The sequence below is a fragment of the Mycobacterium sp. NPDC048908 genome, assembly GCF_043197955.1.
Lineage (GTDB): Bacteria > Actinomycetota > Actinomycetes > Mycobacteriales > Mycobacteriaceae > Mycobacterium.
The window spans coordinates 410192-431192 of the sequence record NZ_JBICUE010000002.1; the positions used below are offsets into that span (position 1 = coordinate 410192).

At 66.1% G+C, this 21001-nt stretch carries 23 protein-coding genes; 18 read left to right on the forward strand and 5 right to left on the reverse strand.

Annotated features, from left to right (window positions below; translation table 11 throughout):
• Window positions 1-81: 81 nt before the first annotated feature.
• The gene (locus ACGFK1_RS06565) at window positions 82-948 is read right to left on the reverse strand and encodes an alpha/beta fold hydrolase (RefSeq protein ID WP_393427392.1); all 867 of its coding nucleotides are present in this window, start codon (window positions 946-948) and stop codon (window positions 82-84) included.
• Window positions 949-1032: 84 nt separating this feature from the next.
• On the opposite strand from ACGFK1_RS06565, the gene ACGFK1_RS06570 reads away from it, so the two are divergent.
• Genes ACGFK1_RS06570 through ACGFK1_RS06580 form a run of 3 tightly spaced genes read left to right on the forward strand, consistent with a single transcriptional unit; the run spans window position 1033 to window position 4355 of the window.
• Window positions 1033-1503 carry a CGNR zinc finger domain-containing protein gene (locus ACGFK1_RS06570; protein WP_393427394.1) on the forward strand — a complete coding sequence of 157 codons (471 nt, stop codon included), beginning with the start codon at window positions 1033-1035 and terminating at the stop codon, window positions 1501-1503.
• Window positions 1504-1544: 41 nt separating this feature from the next.
• Window positions 1545-2960, forward strand: coding sequence for an NAD(P)H-hydrate dehydratase (locus ACGFK1_RS06575; protein WP_393427396.1), 1416 nt, complete (start codon window positions 1545-1547; stop codon window positions 2958-2960).
• Window positions 2961-2972: 12 nt separating this feature from the next.
• Entirely contained in the window at window positions 2973-4355 is a 1383-nt protein-coding gene (locus tag ACGFK1_RS06580; protein WP_393427398.1) for a glutamate decarboxylase, read from the forward strand.
• Here the strand turns inward: ACGFK1_RS06580 and ACGFK1_RS06585 are convergent.
• Entirely contained in the window at window positions 4352-5056 is a 705-nt protein-coding gene (locus ACGFK1_RS06585) for a TMEM165/GDT1 family protein (protein WP_393427400.1), read from the reverse strand. The two genes, ACGFK1_RS06580 and ACGFK1_RS06585, sit on opposite strands and share 4 nt — an antisense overlap.
• A gap of 378 nt (window positions 5057-5434) precedes the next feature.
• Here ACGFK1_RS06585 and alr point away from each other — a divergent pair, with 378 nt between their 5' ends.
• The 12 genes from alr (at window position 5435) to ACGFK1_RS06645 (ending at window position 15846) form a co-directional block, all read left to right on the forward strand.
• Window positions 5435-6604, forward strand: coding sequence for an alanine racemase (alr, locus tag ACGFK1_RS06590; protein WP_393427402.1), 1170 nt, complete (start codon window positions 5435-5437; stop codon window positions 6602-6604).
• 68 nt (window positions 6605-6672) lie between these two features.
• Complete coding sequence (locus ACGFK1_RS06595) at window positions 6673-7722, forward strand: alpha/beta fold hydrolase (protein ID WP_393427870.1); 1050 nt, start codon at window positions 6673-6675, stop codon at window positions 7720-7722.
• Window positions 7715-8182: a tRNA (adenosine(37)-N6)-threonylcarbamoyltransferase complex ATPase subunit type 1 TsaE gene (gene tsaE / locus ACGFK1_RS06600; protein WP_393427404.1), complete on the forward strand. Its 468-nt coding sequence runs from the start codon at window positions 7715-7717 to the stop codon at window positions 8180-8182. The genes ACGFK1_RS06595 and tsaE overlap by 8 nt, the downstream gene beginning before the upstream one ends.
• On the forward strand, window positions 8161-8760 hold the full coding sequence (gene tsaB / locus ACGFK1_RS06605; protein WP_393427405.1) for a tRNA (adenosine(37)-N6)-threonylcarbamoyltransferase complex dimerization subunit type 1 TsaB: 600 nt from the start codon (window positions 8161-8163) through the stop codon (window positions 8758-8760). The genes tsaE and tsaB overlap by 22 nt, the downstream gene beginning before the upstream one ends.
• Window positions 8757-9209, forward strand: coding sequence for a ribosomal protein S18-alanine N-acetyltransferase (rimI, locus tag ACGFK1_RS06610; RefSeq protein WP_393427407.1), 453 nt, complete (start codon window positions 8757-8759; stop codon window positions 9207-9209). Before tsaB ends, rimI begins: the two co-directional genes overlap by 4 nt.
• Window positions 9206-10231, forward strand: coding sequence for a tRNA (adenosine(37)-N6)-threonylcarbamoyltransferase complex transferase subunit TsaD (gene tsaD, locus ACGFK1_RS06615; protein WP_393427409.1), 1026 nt, complete (start codon window positions 9206-9208; stop codon window positions 10229-10231). Before rimI ends, tsaD begins: the two co-directional genes overlap by 4 nt.
• Window positions 10228-10713 (forward strand): nuclear transport factor 2 family protein, encoded by a 486-nt coding sequence (locus ACGFK1_RS06620; RefSeq protein WP_393427411.1) that lies wholly within the window; start codon window positions 10228-10230, stop codon window positions 10711-10713. The genes tsaD and ACGFK1_RS06620 overlap by 4 nt, the downstream gene beginning before the upstream one ends.
• Window positions 10714-10895: 182 nt before the next feature.
• Window positions 10896-11198: a co-chaperone GroES gene (gene groES / locus ACGFK1_RS06625; protein WP_015305122.1), complete on the forward strand. Its 303-nt coding sequence runs from the start codon at window positions 10896-10898 to the stop codon at window positions 11196-11198.
• A 78-nt stretch (window positions 11199-11276) separates the two neighbouring features.
• Window positions 11277-12896: a chaperonin GroEL gene (gene groL / locus ACGFK1_RS06630; RefSeq protein WP_393427413.1), complete on the forward strand. Its 1620-nt coding sequence runs from the start codon at window positions 11277-11279 to the stop codon at window positions 12894-12896.
• Between the two features lie 53 nt (window positions 12897-12949).
• Window positions 12950-14530 carry an adenylate/guanylate cyclase domain-containing protein gene (locus ACGFK1_RS06635; protein ID WP_393427415.1) on the forward strand — a complete coding sequence of 527 codons (1581 nt, stop codon included), beginning with the start codon at window positions 12950-12952 and terminating at the stop codon, window positions 14528-14530.
• A 147-nt stretch (window positions 14531-14677) separates the two neighbouring features.
• Window positions 14678-15046, forward strand: a complete 369-nt coding sequence (locus tag ACGFK1_RS06640) for a hypothetical protein (protein ID WP_393427417.1) — start codon at window positions 14678-14680, stop codon at window positions 15044-15046.
• Window positions 15047-15375: 329 nt separating this feature from the next.
• Window positions 15376-15846 (forward strand): hypothetical protein, encoded by a 471-nt coding sequence (locus ACGFK1_RS06645; RefSeq protein WP_393427419.1) that lies wholly within the window; start codon window positions 15376-15378, stop codon window positions 15844-15846.
• 65 nt (window positions 15847-15911) lie between these two features.
• Here ACGFK1_RS06645 and ACGFK1_RS06650 read toward each other — a convergent pair whose 3' ends face one another.
• Window positions 15912-16277, reverse strand: a complete 366-nt coding sequence (locus ACGFK1_RS06650) for a cupin domain-containing protein (RefSeq protein ID WP_393427421.1) — start codon at window positions 16275-16277, stop codon at window positions 15912-15914.
• A 119-nt stretch (window positions 16278-16396) separates the two neighbouring features.
• Between ACGFK1_RS06650 and ACGFK1_RS06655 the strand changes: the two genes are divergently transcribed.
• Both ACGFK1_RS06655 and ACGFK1_RS06660 read left to right on the forward strand, forming a co-directional pair.
• Window positions 16397-17281: a LysR family transcriptional regulator gene (locus tag ACGFK1_RS06655; protein WP_393427423.1), complete on the forward strand. Its 885-nt coding sequence runs from the start codon at window positions 16397-16399 to the stop codon at window positions 17279-17281.
• 66 nt (window positions 17282-17347) lie between these two features.
• The gene (locus ACGFK1_RS06660) at window positions 17348-18766 is read left to right on the forward strand and encodes a threonine/serine exporter ThrE family protein (protein WP_393427425.1); all 1419 of its coding nucleotides are present in this window, start codon (window positions 17348-17350) and stop codon (window positions 18764-18766) included.
• On the opposite strand, the gene ACGFK1_RS06665 is transcribed toward ACGFK1_RS06660, so the two are convergent.
• A complete protein-coding gene (locus ACGFK1_RS06665) occupies window positions 18738-19199 on the reverse strand; it encodes an OsmC family protein (RefSeq protein ID WP_393427427.1) in 462 nt (153 codons plus the stop codon). The two genes, ACGFK1_RS06660 and ACGFK1_RS06665, sit on opposite strands and share 29 nt — an antisense overlap.
• Before the next feature lie 231 nt (window positions 19200-19430).
• Window positions 19431-19721, reverse strand: a complete 291-nt coding sequence (locus ACGFK1_RS06670) for a WhiB family transcriptional regulator (protein WP_015305128.1) — start codon at window positions 19719-19721, stop codon at window positions 19431-19433.
• A 436-nt stretch (window positions 19722-20157) separates the two neighbouring features.
• Here ACGFK1_RS06670 and ACGFK1_RS06675 point away from each other — a divergent pair, with 436 nt between their 5' ends.
• Window positions 20158-20940 carry a hypothetical protein gene (locus ACGFK1_RS06675; RefSeq protein WP_393427429.1) on the forward strand — a complete coding sequence of 261 codons (783 nt, stop codon included), beginning with the start codon at window positions 20158-20160 and terminating at the stop codon, window positions 20938-20940.
• The last annotated feature ends 61 nt before the right edge of the window (window positions 20941-21001 follow it).

The window sequence follows — 21001 nt, forward strand, 5'->3', positions numbered from 1 at the left end:
TGGCCGGCCGCATCGCACGCGATCGATGGCGAGTTTCCTGCTGACATCGCGGAAACCGCGGCGGCGTTCTGGGACGGCGTGTCAGCCGATGAGGTACCGATCGAGGAACGGGCGGACCAACGCGACCACCTCGGCCAGCCTGCTCTCCAGCAAGAAGTGACCGCCGTCGAGCAAGTTGATCTCGGCGGCGGGCAGGTCGCGCTCGAACGCCAATGCCCCGTCCGGCCCGAAGATCTGGTCATTGCGGCCCCATACGGCCAGCAGTGGCACCTGCGAGTTGCGGAAATATTCATGCACGCTCGGGTAGAGGTCGACGTTGGAGCTGTAGTCGGCGAACAGTTCGAGCTGTGCGGCCACCCGCTGTGGAGTGCTCGCCACCGCCCAGTGCGCCGTCACCCAGGCATCGGGATCGAGCACCGACGGGTCCGAAACACCATGCGTGAATTGCCATTTCACTCCCTCGGAGCTGATGAGGTCCAGCAATGGTGCGGCGTTGGCTTCGGAACGTTCCCTGCCGTAGGCGAACAGTGGCTCCATCACATCGCCGACAAACCCCTCGACGTAGGCATTGCCGTTCTGTGTGATGATCGCCGCGATGCGTTCGGGGTGGCGCAAAGCCAACCGCCAGCCCACTGGCGCGCCGTAGTCCTGGACGAAGATCGCATACCGCCGCAAACCGAGGTGATCCAGTAGCGCGTCGACATGGTCCGCGAGGTTGTCGAAGGTGTACTCGAAGTCGTCGACATCAGGCACTTCTGACTGTCCGAAGCCGGGATAGTCGGGGGCGACGACCTGATAGCGGTCCGCGAGTGCCGGAATCAGATTGCGGTACTGGCTCGAACTGTTCGGGGTGCCGTGCAGCAGAACGACGGCGGGCGCCGACCGCGACCCTGCCTCACGGTAGAAGACCCTGCGACCGGCGATCTCGGCGGTGTGATGGTGCGCCATTTCTAACCCCTTAAATCCAACATAACAGTTAGCAATAGTAGACACGCTTGAACCTAACCTGTCAAAAGTTTTATGATGGTTAGCATGGCTGCGATAGCGGATTGGCAGACGGTGCTGCTGGACCTGCTCAACACCACGCCCGTGATCGACGGCCAGATGGTCGATCAGCTCGACGGCCGCTGGCTCCGCGCGCACGGCGGCCCCAAGGACGTCGATGATGCTCGAGCAGTGCGCGACGACTTGCAGCGAGTCGTTCGAATGGAAGCGGACGCGTCGGTGCTGCGCCGCTATCTCTCCGACACCCGCAAGGTGCCCGACATCGGGGCCGACGGGGTGGCATGGTCGCTCGAAGCCGATTGGCAGGCGCGCGTGGTGCTGGCCTGGGGCGAACTGGAACGAGAGATGCCCGGCCGCTTGCGGCCGTGCGCCAACGATGACTGCCGGCTATTCCTCATCGACCGCTCCCGCGCCGGAACCGCGCGGTGGTGCTCGATGAGCGGGTGCGGCAATCGCATGAAGGCCCGCCGCCACTACAGCAGGACCCGCAGGGGCTGAAACGTCGCTGTCAAAGTCCCAGTCATGGAATCCTGGCTGGGATGCGGCACTACTACACCGCCGACGAGATCCGCGAAGCCGAAGCGCCGCTACTGGCGTCGCTGCCCGACGGTGGCCTCATGCGGCGGGCAGCCTTCGGGTTGGCAAGGGCGATCGCCCGCGAACTGATGCTGCTGACCGGAGGCATCTCGGGCCGCCGGATATGCGCGGTGGTTGGTTCCGGCGACAACGGCGGAGACGCGCTGTGGGCCGCGACGTACCTGCGTCGGCGCGGGGCCGCCGCCGCCGCGGTGCTGCTGAATCCGGAGCGCGCGCACAAGGCCGCGCTGGCCGCGTTCCGCGGAGCCGGCGGCAGATTGGTAGAAAGTGTCCCGGAGACAACCGATCTGGTGATCGACGGCGTAGTCGGCATCTCGGGGTCCGGGCCCTTGCGACCCAACGCGGCCGAGATCTTCGCCGATGTGCGCGCTCCGGTCGTCGCGGTCGACATCCCCAGCGGAATCAACGTGCAGACCGGGGGCACCGACGGACCGCACGTGCATGCCGCGCTGACCGTCACCTTCGGCGGTCTGAAACCGGTTCACGCGTTGGGGGATTGCGGCCGCGTCGAACTGATCGACATCGGGCTGGACCTGCCGTCCTCCTCTGAGATGCTCGGATTGGAGGCCGCCGACGTCGCCGCCCTTTGGCCCGCACCGGGACCGAAGGACGACAAGTACACGCAGGGCGTCACGGGCGTCCTGGCCGGTTCGGCCACATATCCCGGCGCGGCGGTGCTGTGCACAGGCGCTGCCGTCGCCGCCACGTCCAGCATGGTGCGTTACGCGGGATCTGCGGGGCCGCAAGTCCTTTCGCAATGGCCGGAGGTCATCGCCGCACCGAGTCCGCAGGCGTCGGGTCGCGTGCAGGCATGGGCCGTCGGCCCCGGACTGGGCACCGACCAAGCCGGCGCGGCCGCGCTGTCGTTCGCCTTGGCCACCGATCTGCCGGTGATCGTCGATGCCGACGCACTGACCATCCTCGCCGCACATCCGGACCTGGTCGAAGGTCGCACAGCGCCAACCGTTTTGACGCCGCACGCAGGTGAATTCGCACGGCTCGCCGGTGCTCCGCCAGGCAACGACCGTGTCGCCGCCACGCGCAAGCTGGCCGACCGACTCGGTGCCACCGTGCTGCTCAAGGGCAACGTCACGGTCGTCGCCGAACCAGCGGGACCGGTTCACCTCAATCCGGCGGGCCAATCGTGGGCCGCCACCGCGGGATCCGGTGACGTGTTGTCGGGCATCATCGGGGCGCTGTTGGCTGCCGGGTTACCGCCAGGGCGGGCAGCCGCCGCGGCCGCGTTCGTGCACGCGCGTGCCGCCAACTTGTCGGCAGCAGATCCAGGCCCGCGTCCCGCGCCGACGTCCGCGTCACGCATCCTCGCTCATGTTCGTGCCGCAATCGCATCGCTATAGAAAGGACTTGTTGTGCCGCGCAAGCTGACTCATGCCCCGAGCATCACCCCGGCCTACACCGGGCGGTTGTCGATGGCGCCGGTGCCGTCGCTGAGACTGCCCGACGACGCGATGGATCCCGATGCGGCATACCGCTTCATCCATGACGAGTTGATGCTGGACGGGAGCAGCAGACTGAACCTCGCGACGTTCGTCACCACCTGGATGGACCCCCAGGCCGAGCGGCTGATGGCGGAGACGTTCGACAAGAACATGATCGACAAGGATGAGTACCCGGCCACCGCCGCGATCGAGCAGCGCTGCGTCTGCATGGTGGCCGATCTGTTCCACGCCGAGGATCTGCGCGACGACGACCCGTCCAGCGCCGTGGGCGTTTCCACGATCGGGTCGAGCGAGGCGGTGATGCTCGCAGGCCTTGCAATGAAGTGGCGCTGGCGCGAGAAGGTGGGCAAGGACTGGAAGGGCCGTACACCCAATCTGGTGATGGGCGCCAACGTGCAGGTGGTGTGGGAGAAGTTCTGCCGCTACTTCGACGTGGAACCGCGCTACCTGCCGATGGCCGACGACCGCTACGTGATCACCCCCGAACAGGTGCTGGACAACGTCGACGAGGACACCATCGGTGTGGTGGCGATCCTGGGCACCACATTCACCGGTGAACTGGAGCCGATCGCCCAGATCTGCGCTGCGCTGGACAAGCTCGCGGCCAGCGGCGGCTGCGACGTTCCTGTGCACGTCGACGCGGCCAGCGGCGGTTTCGTGGTCCCGTTCCTGCATCCCGATCTGGAGTGGGACTTCCGGCTGCCGCGGGTGGTCTCGATCAACGTCAGCGGGCACAAGTACGGCCTGACGTATCCGGGCATCGGATTCGTGGTGTGGCGCAGCAAGGAGTATCTGCCGGAGGATCTGGTGTTCCGGGTCAACTACCTGGGCGGCGATATGCCGACGTTCACCCTGAACTTCTCCCGGCCAGGCAACCAGGTGGTGGGGCAGTATTACAACTTCCTTCGACTCGGCCGCGAGGGTTACAGCCAGGTGATGAGCTGCCTGTCGTCGACCGCACGCTGGCTGGGTGACCAACTCCGCGCGAGCAAGCACTTCGAGGTGGTCTCCGACGGTTCGGCCATCCCGGTGGTCAGCTTCCGGCTCGCCGGTGACTTCGGCTACACGGAATTCGACGTCTCACACGCGTTGCGTGCCTACGGCTGGCAGGTGCCCGCTTACACCATGCCGACCGGTGCCGAGGACATCACGATGCTGCGCGTCGTGGTCCGGGAGGGATTCTCAGCGGATCTGGCCAGAGCCCTTCACGACGACACCATCACGGCGCTCAACCACCTTGACGAGCTCAAACCCGGCGGCCATTACGACGAGGTGCAGCCGTTCGCGCACTAGACCTCGACGGTTTCGCCGGGCCGGGGGCGCATCACGGCGGGCCGCCACCGGGGCGGCAGCGCGAACAGCGCGGCGGCGAGAAGCGCCACCACAGCGATCGCGATCCCGCCGATCACCGGTGCTGATGCCGCGCGGAAGACGTTCTCGAGCAGCAGGTAAGCACCGAAGAACAGGAACAGCCCGGCGGCGACGAGCTGGATGGCGCGCTCGGGAAGATGTTTGCCCGCGACCGCGCCGACCACAATTGCGAGTGCGTCCGCAGCCACCATGCCGAGCGTGGAGCCGATCCACACGCCCACCCAGTCGTGGTCCGCGGCAAGGGTCACGGTCGCCAGCATCGTCTTGTCGCCCAGCTCGGCAAGCAGGAAAGCCGACGTGACCGCGAAGAACGCGGGCGCACTGGAGCGCTGTGCACGGGTGGCCTCGTCGTCAGAAAGGCTGTCGCCGCGCAGCGTCCACAAGCCGAACAGGACGAACGCGACACCGGCCAACAGGCTCAGGAGGTGCGTCGGTAACGCCGCGCCCAGATAATGGCCGACCGCCACGGAAATCAGGTGCACCGCGGTGGTGGCGACGGTTATCCCGGCGAGCACCACCCACCAGCGATGTCGCAGCGCAAACGTCATCGCCATCAGCTGCGACTTGTCGCCCAACTCCGCCACGAAGATGACAGCGAAGCTCAACAGCAAGGCGGCGAACACCAAGAACTCCTCGGTCGGTGGCTGACGCCCGGAGGAATCAGGACAGCCCTCCGGCCGACAACCGAAACGGTCATCCGGCCGAAGGTCTCGCCTACCGGCTGTGTCACCGGTCCGGGTGACCGGGCCGCGAGCCGAAAGCTGCGGGGCCAGTATGTCGATCACCCGATTCGGGGCTACTCCCCTTCGTTGCGGCCATGCTACGCAGGCCGAAGCCATCCGTGCAACTCGGACAGCGCGAAAACCATGCGGGGCCAATAAGTTTGGACGTCGACGCGAAAAAGTTTGGATACCCTCACTCTTTCGTCAGCTAGACGCCAGTTTCGCTGACGGCCCTCCGGAGGCGGCGGCCGATGCCAGGGGTCTGGGACAATGGCGGTGATGACGCAAACGACCGGGATTTCGCTGGCTCCGACGGCGGCCGCCCAGGCCGTCGTCGATCTTGAAGCGGTCGCCCACAACGTGCGACTACTACGTGAGCGGGCCGGGTCAGCGCAGGTCATGGCGGTTGTCAAGGCCGACGGCTATGCACACGGCGCAACCCAAGTCGGCCGTGCGGCGCTGGCCGCCGGTGCGGCCGAACTGGGGGTTGCCACCATCGACGAAGCGCTGGCCTTGCGCCGCGACGGCATCACCAGCCCGATTTTGGCGTGGCTGCACGCGCCGGGCGTCGACTTCGGTCCCGCGCTGCGCGCGGACGTCGAGATCGCCGTCTCCTCGGTGCGCCAACTCAACGACCTCCTGGACGCGATCGAGAGAACGGGCCACACCGCGACCGCTACCGTCAAGGTCGACACCGGCCTGAGTCGTAACGGCGCGAGCCCGGCAGAGTACGCGCAGGTGCTGCCCTTACTTCGCCGCGCACAGGCCGACGGCGCGGTGCGGATACGGGCCATCATGTCGCACCTGGCGCACGGCGACGATCCGGACAACCCGTTCAATGACCTCCAGGCGCAACGCTTGACCGATATGGTCGCGCAGGCGCACGGGCAGGGGGTGGACTACGAGATCGTGCACCTGTGCAACTCGCCGGCCGCGCTGGCCCGTCCGGATCTGGCCTTCGACATGGTCCGGCCTGGCATCGCGGTGTACGGCCAGACGCCCATTCCCGAACGCGGCGATATGGGGTTGCGGCCGGCGATGACATTGAAATGCCCTGTCGCGCTCGTCCGTTCGGTGCAGGCTGGCGACGGCGTGTCCTACGGTCGCACCTGGGTCGCGGAGCGCGACACCACCCTGGCGTTGTTACCGATCGGCTACGCCGACGGGGTGTTCCGGACGCTGAGCGGCCGCATCGATGTACTGATCAACGGTCGACTCCGGCGAAGCGTCGGTCGCATCTGTATGGACCAGTTCGTCGTCGATCTCGGTCCCGGTGAGGTCGACGTCGCTGAGGGCGACGACGCCATCCTGTTCGGCCCGGGTACCCAAGGTGAGTCGACCGCACAGGACTGGGCCGATCTGCTCGGCACCATCAACTATGAAGTGGTCACCAGTCCTCGCGGCAGGGTCACCCGGACGTATCGTGGATCGGTGGGCCAAAGTCGTTGAGAGACAACGAGACTGATCGAGCACCGGACCGACGGTCCCATGCGCCGTGGCTGGCGGGCGCGGCCGGGATGACGGCGGTCGGCACCGCGGCGGGGGTATCCGTGGCCAGGTCGCTGCGTCGGCGGGTCAGCACCGAAGACCCCTACCAGAACGAGGACTTCGAACTGCTCGAGGCCGACCGCAGCCACATCGTCACCACACCCGACGGTGTCGACCTCGCGGTCCGCGAAGTCGGCCCGCAGGACGCCTTTCTGACGGTGGTGTTCGCCCACGGTTTCTGCCTGCGGATGGGCGCCTTCTACTTTCAGCGCGCACTACTTGCCGACCAATGGGGTCGCCAGGTCCGCATGGTGTTCTACGACCAGCGTGGTCACGGCCATTCGGGTGAGGCGTCCCCGGAGTCCTACACCGTCGAACAACTGGGCAAGGACCTGGAAACCGTGCTGGCGGTGATGGCGCCGCGCGGCCCCGTGGTGTTGGTCGGGCACTCGATGGGCGGCATGACCGTGCTGTCGCACGCCCGGCAGTTCCCGCACCGATACCCGACCCGCGTCGTGGGTGCGGCGATCATCGCCTCAGCGGCTGAAGGGGTTTCGCGATCCCCGCTCGGTGAGATCCTGAAGAATCCCGCACTTGAAGCGGCGAGGTTCGCCGTGCGCTACGCCCCGAAGACGGTGCACCGCACCCGCGGCGTGGCCAAGTCGGTGATCGCACCGATCCTGCGGGCGGCCTCCTACGGCGACGAGGAGATCAGCCCGAGCATCGTGGCGTTCTCCGAGAGGATGATGCACGACACCCCGATCGCCACGCTGGTGGAGTTTCTGCACGCGCTGGAGGTGCACGACGAGACCGCAGGGTTGGCGACGCTGGCGAAGGTGCCCACCTTGATCGCCTGCGGAGACCGCGACCTGCTCACCCCGATGGAGTACTCGCAGCACATGGCTGCCGCGCTGCCGAAGTCGGAGCTGGCGATCGTCGGAGGCGCAGGACATTTGGTGCAGCTAGAGCAGCCGGAGGCGATCGACGACGGTTTGGTCCGGCTCGTCGAGCGCGCCACCCCGTCGAAGCTGGTCGCGCTCACACGCCGGGTGCGGGAACGGGTGCGCAACCATGGGTGAGCGCACCTCCGGGACAGCTGAACTCGCCACCGCCGACGACACCATCGCACTGGGCGCGCAACTCGGCAAACACCTGCGCGCAGGCGACGTGGTGGTGTTGTCCGGACCGTTGGGGGCGGGGAAAACGGTGCTGGCCAAGGGAATCGCGCAAGCGATGAATGTAGAAGGACCGGTCATCTCGCCGACGTTCGTGCTCGCCCGCGTGCATCGCGCCCGTACGCCCGGCGCCCCCGCGCTGATCCACGTCGACCTGTACCGGTTGCTCGACCATGGCTCCGTCGACCTGCTCGCCGAACTCGATTCGCTCGACCTGGACACCGATCTCGACGACGCCGTCGTTGTGGTCGAGTGGGGTGAAGGTGTGGCGGAACGACTTTCGGACAGCCACCTCGACATCCGGCTCGAACGCGGATCCGACACCGAGGCGCGAACCGCGATATGGCAGTGGAGCCGACAGTGACGACCATCCTGGCCATCGACACCGCAACGCCCGCGGTCACTGCCGGGGTGGTGCGGCTCGATGGCTTTGAAATTCTTGGCGAACGAGTCACCGTCGACGCCAGGGCGCACGCCGAGCAGCTGACGCCCAACGTGCTCGGCGCGCTTGCCGATGCCGGTCGAACCGTCGCCGACCTCGATGCTGTCGTCGTCGGTTGCGGGCCTGGACCTTTCACGGGGCTGCGGGTCGGGATGGCAACTGCGGCGGCATATGGTCACGCACTCGACATTCCGGTGCATGGGGTGTGCAGCCTGGACGCGATCGGTATCGACACCGTCGGGGATGCGCTCGTGGTGACCGATGCCCGGCGTCGAGAGGTCTATTGGGCTCGTTACCGCGACGGTGTCCGTGTCGAGGGTCCTGCCGTCAACGCGCCCGCCGATGTGCCAGGCGCGGAACAGCAATTGACCCGCCCGCCTGCCTATCCGACGGTGTCGGGTCTGGTGCGGGCGGTCGCCGACTGGGCGGGCGAGCCCGCGCCGCTGGTACCGCTGTATCTGCGCCGTCCCGACGCCAAACCGTCGGTGGTGACCAAGTGAACATCGTCTACACCGGGTTGACCCGAGAGGACGCGGCGCGCTGCGCGGAGTTGGAAGCCCAGTTGTTCGCGGGCGACGATCCATGGCCAGCCCGTGCGTTCATCGCCGAATTGGCGGCCGAACACATCCGCTACGTTGCCGCGCGCGCAGATGACAAACTCGTCGGCTACGCTGGAATCTCCCGACTTGGGCGAAAGAAGCCGTACGAGTACGAGATTCACACGATCGGCGTGGATCCGGCTTATCAGGGGCAGGGCATCGGCAGGCGGATGATGACCGAACTGCTCGACTACGCCTCGGATGGAACGGTTTTCCTCGAGGTGCGCACCGATAACGAGCCCGCCATCGCTTTGTACCAGAGCCTTGGCTTCGTCAATGTCGGCTTGCGCCGTCGGTATTACCGCGCCAGCGGCGCCGACGCCTACACCATGAGACGGGATCCGCGATGACGATCATCCTGGCCATCGAAAGCTCGTGCGACGAAACGGGTGTCGGCATCGCGCGCCTTGACCGCGGGGGCACGGTGACGCTGCTCGCCGACGAGGTGGCGTCCAGCGTCGACGAACACGCGCGGTTCGGCGGGGTGGTACCCGAGATCGCGTCCCGAGCTCACCTCGAGGCGCTCGGCCCCACCATGCGGCGCGCGCTGGCGGCCGCGGAGATCGACAAACCGGACATCGTCGCCGCGACCATCGGCCCCGGACTGGCGGGCGCGCTGTTGGTGGGAGTGGCTGCGGCCAAGGCCTATTCGGCCGCCTGGCAGGTTCCGTTCTACGCCGTCAACCACCTCGGCGGCCACCTGGCGGCCGATGTGTACGATCACGGCCCGCTGCCCGAGAGTGTCGGCCTGCTGGTGTCGGGCGGGCACACCAACCTGCTGCACATCCGGTCGCTGGGGGAGCCGATCGCCGAACTCGGCAGCACCGTCGACGACGCCGCGGGTGAGGCGTACGACAAGGTCGCGCGGCTGCTCGGTCTTGGCTATCCCGGCGGCAAGGTGCTCGACGACCTTGCCCGACAAGGTGACCGCGACGCCATCGTGTTCCCGCGCGGCATGACCGGGCCCCGCGACGACCCGTATGCGTTCAGCTTCTCCGGGCTCAAGACTGCGGTGGCCAGATATGTGGAAAGTCATCCCGACGCGCCGCAGGCCGACGTTGCGGCTGGTTTCCAGGAGGCGGTGGCCGACGTGCTGACGCTGAAGGCTGTGCGCGCCGCGAAGGAACTGGAGGTCTCGACACTGTTGATCGCGGGCGGAGTGGCCGCGAATTCGCGTCTGCGTGAACTGGCGGAGAAACGATGCGCGGCCAACGGGTTGACGCTGCGGGTTCCGCGGCCGCGGCTGTGCACCGACAACGGCGCGATGATCGCATCCTTCGCGGCGCATCTGATCGCGGCGGGAGCATCACCGTCGCCGTTGGACGCGGCCAGCGACCCCGGCCTGCCGGTAGTGAAAGGACAAGTGGCTTGATCGAGGACAAGCTCGCCATCACCGAATTGCTCTATCGCTACGCCGAGCTGATCGACGCAGGAGACTTCGACGGTGTGGGCCGGTTGCTGGCCCGCGCAACTTTCGCAGGCACCAGGTCGCGCCGGAGCCGCGCAGCCGGCGACATTCAGCCGGGGACGTCGGGCGCCGAGGCCATCGCCAAGTTGTTCGGCGCGACTACCCGTCGTCATCCCAGTCACGGCAACACACCGCGCACCCGGCACCTGGTGCTCAACCCGATTGTGGAGATCAGCGGCGAGCGAACAGCCACCGCCAGGTCGACCTTCTGCGTCGTCCAGAACACCGAGACCGTGCCGCTGCAGCCGATCGTGGTCGGCCGCTATTTCGACACCTTCACCTGCGACGATGACGGGTGGTACTTCACCGGGCGTCAGGTCGACGTCGAGATGATCGGCGACATCTCCGCCCACCTGATGTTCGACCCGCGCGACTTTGACCGTTAGTACCGGGGGGACCTTGAGTGCTAGCACTCTCCTGTATAGAGTGCTAGGTGGCACGCGGCCAACCCCCTGCTCCGGCACCCGCGACGACGGCGCGAGGGCTCGGACGCTTGCCGAACACCTGTAATGCTGGCATCCGGGGATTGGCTCCGGATCAACAACCCGAACTACTGGAGGGCTCCATCGTGGCGAGCGTGAACATCAAGCCACTCGAGGACAAGATCCTCGTTCAGGCCAACGAGGCCGAGACCACGACCGCGTCCGGTCTGGTCATCCCCGACACCGCCAAGGAGAAGCCGCAAGAAGGCACCGTCGTCGCAGTCGGCCCCGGCCGGTGGGATGAGGACGGCGAGAAGCGGATTCCGCTCGACGTGTCCGAGGGCGACGTCGTCATCTACAGCAAGTACGGCGGCACCGAGATCAAGTACAACGGCGAGGAGTACCTGATCCTGTCGGCCCGCGACGTACTGGCAGTCGTCAACAAGTAGGCAAACGTGTCCCGCCCCGGAGATCCCCGTACTTGCGGGTGATGTCCGGGGCGGAGCGCGTCATACGGAGAGTCATCTATGAGCAAGCAGATAGAATTCAACGAAACTGCGCGCCGCGCAATGGAAGCCGGCGTAGACAAGCTCGCCGACGCGGTTCGCGTGACGCTGGGGCCGCGCGGTCGGCACGTCGTGTTGGCCAAGGCCTTCGGTGGCCCGCAGGTCACCAATGACGGCGTCACGGTCGCCCGCGAAATCGACCTCGAGGATCCATTCGAGAACCTGGGCGCCCAGCTGGTGAAGTCGGTCGCCACCAAGACCAACGACGTCGCAGGCGACGGCACCACCACCGCGACCGTGCTGGCGCAGGCGATCGTCAAGGCCGGGCTGCGGCAGGTTGCCGCGGGCGCCAACCCGATCGCACTTGGCTCGGGTATCAGCAAGGCCGCCGACGCAGTGTCGGAGGCGCTGCTGGCAGCGGCCACACCGGTGTCGGACAAGAAGGCCATCGCGCAGGTCGCGACGGTGTCATCGCGCGACGAGCAGGTCGGTGAGCTGGTCGGCGAGGCGATGACCAAGGTCGGTGCCGACGGCGTCGTCACGGTCGAGGAGTCCTCGACCATGAACACCGAACTGGAGATCACCGAGGGCGTCGGCTTCGACAAGGGTTTCATCTCGGCGTACTTCGTCACCGACTTCGACGCGCAGGAAGCCGTGCTCGAGGACGCATTGGTGCTGCTGCACCGCGAGAAGATCAGCTCGCTGCCCGATCTCCTTCCGCTGCTCGAGAAGGTCGCCGAGTCGAGCAAGCCGCTGCTGATCGTCGCCGAAGATGTTGAGGGCGAAGCGCTTTCGACACTGGTGGTCAACGCGATCCGCAAGACGCTGAAGGCAGTCGCGGTCAAGGCGCCGTTCTTCGGAGATCGTCGCAAGGCGTTCCTCGACGACCTTGCCGTCGTGACAGGCGGTCAGGTGGTCAACCCCGACGTGGGCCTGTTGCTCCGCGAGGCCGGTCTGGACGTGCTCGGCAGCGCCCGGCGCGTCGTGGTCGACAAGGACAGCACGGTGATCGTCGACGGCGCAGGCACCAAGGACGCGATCGAGGCACGCAAGGCGCAACTACGCTCGGAAATCGAGGCAACCGACTCCGACTGGGACCGCGAGAAGCTCGAAGAGCGGTTGGCCAAGCTGGCCGGCGGCGTCGCGGTCATCAAGGTCGGCGCGGCTACCGAGACCGACTTGAAGAAGCGCAAGGAAGCCGTCGAGGACGCCGTCTCGGCCGCCAAGGCTGCGGTTGAAGAGGGCATCATCACCGGCGGTGGAGCTTCTCTGGTGCAGGCACGCAAGGCGCTGTCCGCGGTGCGGGAATCCGTTTCCGGTGACGAGGCGGTGGGCGTCGACGTGTTCGACGCGGCGCTGTCGGCTCCGCTGTACTGGATCGCCGCCAATGCCGGGTTGGACGGCTCGGTGGTGGTGAACACCGTCGCCGGCTTGCCGGCAGGGCAGGGGCTCAACGCAGCCACGCTGGAGTACGGCGACCTGGTGTCGGCGGGCATCGTCGACCCGGTGAAGGTGACTCGCTCGGCGGTGCTGAACGCCGCGTCGGTGGCCCGCATGGTGCTGACCACCGAGACGGCTGTCGTGGACAAGCCGGCCGAGGAGGAAGACCACGGCCACGGCCACCACGGCCACGCTCACTAGGCACGACACGCGAAACACCCCCGGTCACCAGGCCGGGGGTGTTTTGTTTTGCCATGGACCGAATCTGGCAGTTGGCGTGGGATCGGTACAAGTCCAGGTATTCATGGGCATGCTGGGTTCTCACGCTTCCCCTGGCTCTCCCGGTTTATCTCGCGTGGTCGTTGGGCATCGTCGCGTTCGAGAAATCTGATCGCTACACCGAGGCAGCCGCGGTCACGGTGGTCGCCGTACTCGCGTACCTGTATGTCGTAATAGTTCCCGGCGGAAGGGAATCCCGCCTCATTGAGCGGTGGGCCGCGGGCGACGACGTCGACCGGGAGTCCGCACTGCGCGCCACTTACACCTATGGGCGAAAAGTCCTTGCCAGGGGCGTGGTCGTGAGCATGGTGTGGATCGCGGCGCTGTTCGCCGGTGTTGGAACGATCGCTGGAGCGAGCGGGACGCGGCTCATCGAATATGCGATTCTGGGCGCGGTCGCCGGAACTGCCGGCCAGTTGATCACTGTGCACAGCTATGTCGAAGCGACGTTGCGGCCCGCTCGGGCTGCAATCGTCTCGGCAACGCAGATCGGCGATTTCTTGCCCCGGTCCCGCCCGTCTTTCGCCACATGGACCAACGTCGCGATGCTTGCGGTGGGGTTCGCGTTCGCTGTCGCGGGCGCGATTCTTGGAGCCGTGCTGAACCTGGCCGCGCACGGCCCAGTGCTCGCCATGGTGATCGGTGCCGCACTGGTGCTCGTCATCGGGCCGTCGCTCTGGGCTGCGTATTCTCCACTGCTACAACCGATTCGCGACCTCGACGCAGGAACCGAGCGGGTTGCCGCCGGCGACTACGGTCAACGCCTGCCGGTGGTGCAGGATGACGATCTCGGCGTGCTGGCGGCCTCGTTCAACCGCATGCAGGCGGGTCTCACTGAACGGCAACGGCTTCACGCCGCGTTCGGAACGTATGTGGATCCCTCTCTTGCGGCGCGTCTGCTGGACCAGGGTGACGATGTGTTCACCGGTGAGCGTCGTGAGGTGACGGTGATGTTCATCGACATCCGGGACTTCACGCCGTTCGCGGAGGCCAATTCCGCCGAGGATGTCGTCGCGCGCCTCAACGCGTTGTTCGAGATCGTCGTGCCCGCCGTCGTCGATGCCGGTGGTCACGTCAACAAGTTTCTCGGCGACGGCGCTCTCGCGGTGTTCGGCGCTCCGAATGACCTTGCAGACCATGCCGATGCGGCGTTCGGCGCAGCGTTGTTGATCCAGCGTCTTGTCCGCGAGCGGTTCGACGGTGAGCTTTGGATCGGTATCGGGATCAACACCGGGGTGGTGATTGCAGGAACGATCGGTGGGGCGGGCAAACTGGAGTTCACTCTCATCGGTGACAGCGTCAACGTCGCCGCCCGCGTCGAGCAACTCACCAAAACCACCGGCGACGCGATCCTGCTCACGCAGCAGACCCTCGACTTCTTGGCGTCTCGACCGCGCCGCCTCATCGACCGGGGCGCATACGCGCTCAAAGGCAAGTCAGCCGAGACAAGGGTATTCGGGGTTTGGCTTGATCCCGGACCACCCAGAACGGCCGTGGTGGACAAGCCGGAAAAGCCTGCGGACGACGGCCATGGCCCACGGTCATCACATCACTGAGATCAACATTCGGACAGTTGAGCAGTTCCGGTTCTTGGCGCACGGCCACGGGCATCGGAACTGTTCTTTCTCATCGGATATCTCAGATGCGATCCTCGCCCGAGGCTTACGCTGCCAGTGGAATCGGGGAACCCCATGGCGAGGAACATGCCCATGATGCGATTGTCTCGGACAGCGGCCGGGTTGGTGGCTTTCATGGTCTCGATCCCGTTCTCGGCACTCGCAGGCGCTGACCCGCTTGACCCGATACCCAGCGACGGATTCTTTCTCGTCGGGCCCGACATTGCGCCGGGCCTCTACCACACGAACGGGACGGCTTCGACCTGGCAGGTCGTGATAAACGATGTGCCGACCGAAGATTCGATGTGTTTGTGGTTCACCTACAGCACGCCTGACGCGAACAAGGACCACGTGGTCGCGACGAATATGTCCGTGGGTCCGATGTACGCGACGATCAATTCGACGGTGAAGGCCTTCGAGTCGCACAACTGTGAACCGTGGACGCGGGTCACCTGAACCGGCATCCCACGGTGTTGCCTAAGTACTCGAGATGAGGGCAAAAGTCCCCTGATGCGGCCGCCGTCGGCGCAGCACACTTTCATTCATGGCGGTAACCCGACGCGTCGCCCTCGCCGCGTTAGGAGCACTGGCCGCTGCCGGTGTTCCAGGTCTTGGGTGTGCACGCCGACTCGTCGGTGGATCGGATGCCTGAGGTGTCCGACCCGCTGATGAGGCCCGGCCGAATTATGGGCCCGCACTGACGGTTCGCGGCCGGATCGGCACCAAGGATCCGCCAAGACGTCCAGTTCACTCTTCGAGACAACAGATCCCGGAGAGGACCAATCATGAAGATCAAATTGATCGCGGCGCTCTCGATCGCGACCGCCGCGGCCCTGCCCCTTGCGGCCACCGCATCGGGCTGCGGCGGAGGGGGCGACGTCCCGGTCGATTACCAGTTCATCACTCCGTCAGGGAACATCATATGCGACATCTACCCCGAGGGCTCGGGCGCCAATTGTGAAGTCCGCGAACACACTTGGGTGGCGCCACAGTCCACCAGCGGTCCCTACGGCAGAGCATGCGACTTCACCTTCGGCGGGCTGGAGTTCTACGTCAGCCATGGCGAGCCCGGGACCCTCGGGTGCTACGAAGGCGTCACCGCGTTCAAGCGGCCCAGCCCGCAGACGCTCGACTACGGCCAGACGTCATCGCTGGGATCGATCACATGCGGCAGTGAGCCGTCCGGTGTGAAGTGCACCGACACCGCCACCGGGCACTTCTTCCGCGTTTCACGCGATAGCTACGAACTGGGATAGCCCCTCAGGGTCAGCCGCGGTATTTGCCGGTACCGCTGTCTGTCCGGTCGGGACTGCGCCAGGCGCTAATCGGTGGCTACATGCGGCGGGTCGTAGATGACTAGGAAAACCAAGTCCTGGTCGCCGGCGTTCGTCAAGCTGTGCTCGGAATTGGCGGGCACCTTGACGAGCGTGCCCGGACTGACATCCCATCGCTGGTCGTCGATCCGCATGCATCCGATACCGGTCAAGAAGTAGAACGCGTGGTTGTAGTTGTGATGGTGCAGCGGGGATCCTCCGCCTGGGCCGAACTTCGTCAACTGGGCGCTGAACAGCGTCGAGTATTGGCTGCCGACCAAGTCATCGCTGATCCAAAACTTCTCGCCCAGGTCGGTGTTGTGCCAGACGATGTCCTCCGGTGAGAACACGTTCGGCAATGCGCTGTTGCTCATTGGATGCTCCTTTTGCGTTGTCCGCTGGGGATGCGGCTTACGATTACTGGAACGCTGTGGAGATCACCATCGTCATAATGTTTTGGTTATGGCGGATGGCCCGAGGATATGGAGTTCCTGTGCCGACAGTGTGGCAACTCAGGACCTTCATCGCGGTCGCCGAACATGGCGGTTTCAGCACCGCTGGCCGCCGCCTCGGACTGTCTCAGCCGGCGATCAGCCGAGCCATCGGCACGCTGGAGAAGGAGCTCGGGCTGCCGGTTTTCGTGCGCCGCCGAGACGGGCTATCGCTGACCGAAGCCGGTACCGTCGCGCTGACGCACGCGAGGGAAGCCCTGCGGCAGTTGACCCTGATGCGTACCGAGGTCGCCGGCTTGGCGGGTGATGTCACCGGGACGCTGAGCGTGGCCAGCCTGCCGACCGCCACCGCCACGTTCCTCGCTGCACAACTGCAGACGTTCGCCCGACGGCATCCTGCGGTCGGCATCCGGTTGCTCGAGGGCAGTGAGATAGAGGTCCGCGACTGGCTGGACCAAGGCGTCGTGGAGGCCGGGGTCGTAAGTCTGCCGATCAAAGGCCTTGATGCGGCCGCGCTCGGGGACCAGGTCTTGGTGGCGGTGCTGCCTGCCGACAGTCGGCTGGCCGCTGAGGAAACCGTCACCTACCCGGACTTGGCGAAGGAGCCGTTCGTTCGCGGGACAGGCGGTCTGGCGGATGTCTTCATGCCGGTCGCACGACAGGCCGGCGTCGAGCTCGACCTGGCCTTCGAGGCGCGGGAAATCGCGGCAGCCCTCGAGATCGTGCGGGCGGGCCTCGGGGTCAGCATCCTGCCGCGCGCAGGCTTACCCGAGGTGCCCGGTGTGGTGGTGCGCCCATTGGTCCCGCACACAGTGCGGCGGCTCGGCGTCGCCGTTTCCGCGAGCGCGTCCGCACCCGCACGGGCCTTCCTCGCCCAGATTGCTGAGCGCAATGTGAGCGAAAACACCGCGACCGCTGAGCAATAACCGGAACCATTGCCTCCGCGTGCACGTTGGCCCACGGAGTCATGTGGGAAATCGGAGGGAAGTGCAGTGCAGTTGACCCGTGGTCGCGCGGGCCAGCCATGGGGGGCCCGTCAGCGTGAGATCCTGCAACGAATCGTGCGGGAGACCGACCCGCCGACCGATACCCTCCCGAAAATCACCGAGCCCGCACCGGATGAGGGCGACCAGGCCTACCGCGAGCGTGTCGGCGAGGTGCTCGATCTAGCGGGCAACGTCGGGGCCATCCTGATGGCCTCCGGTACGCCAGCGACCGCCACCATGGATCAGGTCCGGGCCATCACCTCGGCGTACGGCATCGCCCGGTGCGAGGTCGACGTCATCAACACCACGATCCACGTGGCCGCGTACCGCGGGCCTACGTCGCCTGCGGCCAGCACGTTGCACATCGTGAGGTCGCGCTCCATGGACTTCACCCGACTCGCGGCCGTCGACCGGTTGATCGGACGGATTCGGGCGGGCCAGGTCGAGCCGTCGCAAGCCCGCGAGGAACTCGACGCCATCATCACCGCGCCACATCCCTACAAGCGGTGGATCGCCACCCTCGCATGGGGTGCGTTGGCGTTCGCCACGGCGGGCACCCTTGGCGCCGGCTTGCTGGTGTGCCTGGTCAGCGCGTTGAGCGCGATGACGATCGACAGGGTCAACCGCCGACTCAACAGGCACGGCCTCCCCTTCTTCTTCCAGTACGCCGTCGGTGGTGCGATTGCCGCCGCGCCGCCGATCGTGCTCTACGCGTTCAGCCCCAAGCTGGGCTTGCACTTCGACCCGACGGTGGCCATAGCTGCCGGCCTCGTCGTTCTGCTGGCCGGTCTATCGCTTGTCGGCTCCGTCGGCGACGTCATCAGTGGAGCGCCCGTCACCGCGGTCGGTCGGTTCTTCGAGTTGGTGATGATGACAGCGGCCACGATCGCCGGTGTGGCGGTCGTGCTGCACCTCGCGAACCGATTCGGTGCGCCGTTGGTCGCCATCAGCCCCGAACCACCGCCCGCCCTGGTCGAGTTCCCGGCGCGCGTCGCCTTCGGCGCGGCGAGCGCCGCGGCGTTCGCGTTGGCCTGTTATGCCGAGCGGACGGCGGCGATGGCCGCCGCATTCGGCGGCGCCGCAGGCACCATCGCGTTCCTGCTCGCGCAGGGGGCGGGCTTGGGCCCTGTGGTGGCGTCCTTCATCGCTGCGGTGCCGATCGGTCTCGTCGGCCGACTGATGGAGCGCCGCAACCTTGCGCCCCCTCTTGTTGTTTCGATCACCGGCATCGTTCCGCTGCTGCCCGGTCTGGCATTGCTGCACGGCATCTACGCGATCCTCAACGATCAGCACGCGGTCGGATTTGGCGCAGTGTTGGCGGCGCTCGCCATCGGCACCGCCCTCGCTGCGGGGGTCACGCTGGGCGAGTGGAGTTCGTGGAAGGTTCGGCGACGGCCTAGCTTGGGCCGTCGCGCAAAGCGGTAGCGATGTCGATCTCCGACACCAGGGTTTGGTTAACCGGGCACCGTTCAGCGATCTGCAGTAGCCGTTGCCGTTGATCGGCATCCAGGTCGCCGATGAACTCGACTTCTTTGTCGATGTGATCGATCATGCCCTTGGTGGTTTCGCAGTGAGCGCAGTCCTCGGCGTGAATGCGGCTGTGGCGCAACGTCACTCGGACATCCTCTAGCGGCCAACCCTTCCGGTCGGCGTACATCCGTACCGTCATGGATGTACAAGTGCCCAGCGCGGCCAACAGCAGATCGTATGGTGTCGGCCCAGCATCGGCGCCCACCGGTGCCGGTTCGTCGGCGACCAACTGATGGGATCCGGCGGTGATGTGCTGGGTGTAGGACCCCGCGCCGCTGCCGGTGACAGTCACGGTGCCTTCGGCAGAAGTTGCGTCGTGCGTCGTCATCCACTCTCCTTGATACGGAACCGTCGTCTCGTCACCAGCATCGCGCACATGGCGACGACCAGGGAACGATCCCGGCTGTCCGGGCAGAAATGGATTCCGGCAGTGCAGTCGTGGTCTGGAATTTCACCGGCGCGGTCGCATGGCCACCAGCATCAGGCCGCGCGTTGCGGCAACAACGACACGAAAAAGGCTCCAACCCGGATCACCGGACTGGAGCCGTCTCGCACCAACTCACGAGGCGCGCCGGATGCCCCGCTTGAGCAAAAGCTCACGCTCGGACTCGGACAGGCCGCCCCAGATGCCGTACGGCTCGCCAACGGCCAACGCGTGCGCGCGGCATTGTGCGACCACTGGGCACTGGCGGCACATCTCCTTGGCGCGCATTTCCCGCTGGGCTCGCGCGCGGCCACGTTCGCCATCCGGATGAAAGAACATGGCGGAATCGACGCCCCGGCACAGGCCGGACATCTGCCAATCCCAAATATCAGCATTGGGTCCGGGTAGCTGCTGCGGCTGTGGCATTGGAAAACCCCTCTCTACCCACCGATTTCGCACGTGAAAGGGTGCGTGAGTTGTGGAACCGATCCGAGCGCAAGTCGCCGATGACTACTCGTGCACACAAACTAGGGGCGCCCACGAAATTTCGTCAATAGCCCGAACATGTGCTCACCCGCATCGCCGCAGGCCCAGAATTTACCTCACGTTCATCATTGGTGCGCGCCGGCAACGGCGACGGTGGTAACAAGACGGCGTCGCCGCAACGACGACTTGTGTTTTAGCAGTTCGCTTCTCGCCTCACCGCAAACAAAGTCGGTCGGCGCGCGAGGCGCGTTGACATCGAATTAACATGGCTACCACCAACTGTTAACCATGTGGATTTCGCCATATCCCCAATGCATGCCCGGCGGTACCGGATATCGGTCGGCGTATCGATCGTCTTGATAGCGTCGCGATCCAAATGAGCATCGTTCTGGCCAGCGCCGCCTTCGGGGACGCGCAGGATCTCTGGCCGCTGCCGCCGGCGTTCACGCCGCGCGACCGGTGGCTGCGCGCTGTCGCCGCAGGCGGTCAAGGCCACTACAGCAGCGCGATGGCCGACCTCGACTCCCTGTGCCGAGGGCAGCGCGTCGGCCCGCTGGTGTCGCTGGCGCACAGCACCCGCGCGTCGTTCCTGCGCCAGCTGGGCTGGCATGACCGCGCCCGGCGCTGGGACGGCCTGGCGCTGACGCTTGCCGGCCGAGACGTCGAAGCCGGCGCCGACGCGCTGATCGGGCTGGCCGCCGACGCGCTGGGCGTTGGCCGGTTCGCGGCATCCGCAACGGCATTGCAGCGCGCGACGGCGGTGCTGGCGGAGCAGCCGCCCCCAAGGCTGCCAGTCCGGCTGTCCTGGGTCAGCGCCGAACTGGCGATGGCACGTGGCGACGGGCAAGCGGCTGTGTGCCACGCGGACCGCGCCGTCGAGTTGGCCGCGACGTTGGGATCGCCGCGGCATGTCCTGAAGTCCGACGTGATCAAGGCCGCCGCGTTGTGCAGCGCCGGGCACATCGAGGCGGCTCGGCGGACAGCCGACACCGCGCTGCAGGTGGCCGGCGGGCTGGGAATCGTCCCGCTGCGCTGGGCGTTGGCGTGCTTGCTGGCCGACATCGGCAGCGGTCGCCACGCCGCAGCAGACGTACTGGGAATTCGTAACGAATGCGCAGCTACGGTGCGTCGCCGGGGCGGGGACCTGGCGGATCGCTGAAAATGGTCACGCCATTGTGATCGTTATTGTTTAGCTGACGTCCACACTTCGGGGACGTGTC

What these genes read in the sequence shown, in the direction of transcription:
- ACGFK1_RS06570 (WP_393427394.1), top strand. Translation starts at nt 1,033, where the DNA reads ATGGCTGCGATAGCGGATTGGCAGACGGTGCTGCTGGACCTGCTCAAC.
- ACGFK1_RS06640 (WP_393427417.1), top strand. Translation starts at nt 14,678, where the DNA reads ATGCCCATGATGCGATTGTCTCGGACAGCGGCCGGGTTGGTGGCTTTC.
- tsaD (WP_393427409.1), top strand. Translation starts at nt 9,206, where the DNA reads ATGACGATCATCCTGGCCATCGAAAGCTCGTGCGACGAAACGGGTGTC.
- ACGFK1_RS06645 (WP_393427419.1), top strand. Translation starts at nt 15,376, where the DNA reads ATGAAGATCAAATTGATCGCGGCGCTCTCGATCGCGACCGCCGCGGCC.
- ACGFK1_RS06650 (WP_393427421.1), bottom strand. Translation starts at nt 16,277, where the DNA reads ATGAGCAACAGCGCATTGCCGAACGTGTTCTCACCGGAGGACATCGTC.
- tsaB (WP_393427405.1), top strand. Translation starts at nt 8,161, where the DNA reads ATGGCAGTGGAGCCGACAGTGACGACCATCCTGGCCATCGACACCGCA.
- ACGFK1_RS06595 (WP_393427870.1), top strand. Translation starts at nt 6,673, where the DNA reads ATGACGGCGGTCGGCACCGCGGCGGGGGTATCCGTGGCCAGGTCGCTG.
- ACGFK1_RS06665 (WP_393427427.1), bottom strand. Translation starts at nt 19,199, where the DNA reads ATGACGACGCACGACGCAACTTCTGCCGAAGGCACCGTGACTGTCACC.
- tsaE (WP_393427404.1), top strand. Translation starts at nt 7,715, where the DNA reads ATGGGTGAGCGCACCTCCGGGACAGCTGAACTCGCCACCGCCGACGAC.
- ACGFK1_RS06565 (WP_393427392.1), bottom strand. Translation starts at nt 948, where the DNA reads ATGGCGCACCATCACACCGCCGAGATCGCCGGTCGCAGGGTCTTCTAC.
- alr (WP_393427402.1), top strand. Translation starts at nt 5,435, where the DNA reads ATGACGCAAACGACCGGGATTTCGCTGGCTCCGACGGCGGCCGCCCAG.
- ACGFK1_RS06575 (WP_393427396.1), top strand. Translation starts at nt 1,545, where the DNA reads ATGCGGCACTACTACACCGCCGACGAGATCCGCGAAGCCGAAGCGCCG.
- ACGFK1_RS06670 (WP_015305128.1), bottom strand. Translation starts at nt 19,721, where the DNA reads ATGCCACAGCCGCAGCAGCTACCCGGACCCAATGCTGATATTTGGGAT.
- ACGFK1_RS06635 (WP_393427415.1), top strand. Translation starts at nt 12,950, where the DNA reads ATGGACCGAATCTGGCAGTTGGCGTGGGATCGGTACAAGTCCAGGTAT.
- groL (WP_393427413.1), top strand. Translation starts at nt 11,277, where the DNA reads ATGAGCAAGCAGATAGAATTCAACGAAACTGCGCGCCGCGCAATGGAA.
- ACGFK1_RS06675 (WP_393427429.1), top strand. Translation starts at nt 20,158, where the DNA reads ATGAGCATCGTTCTGGCCAGCGCCGCCTTCGGGGACGCGCAGGATCTC.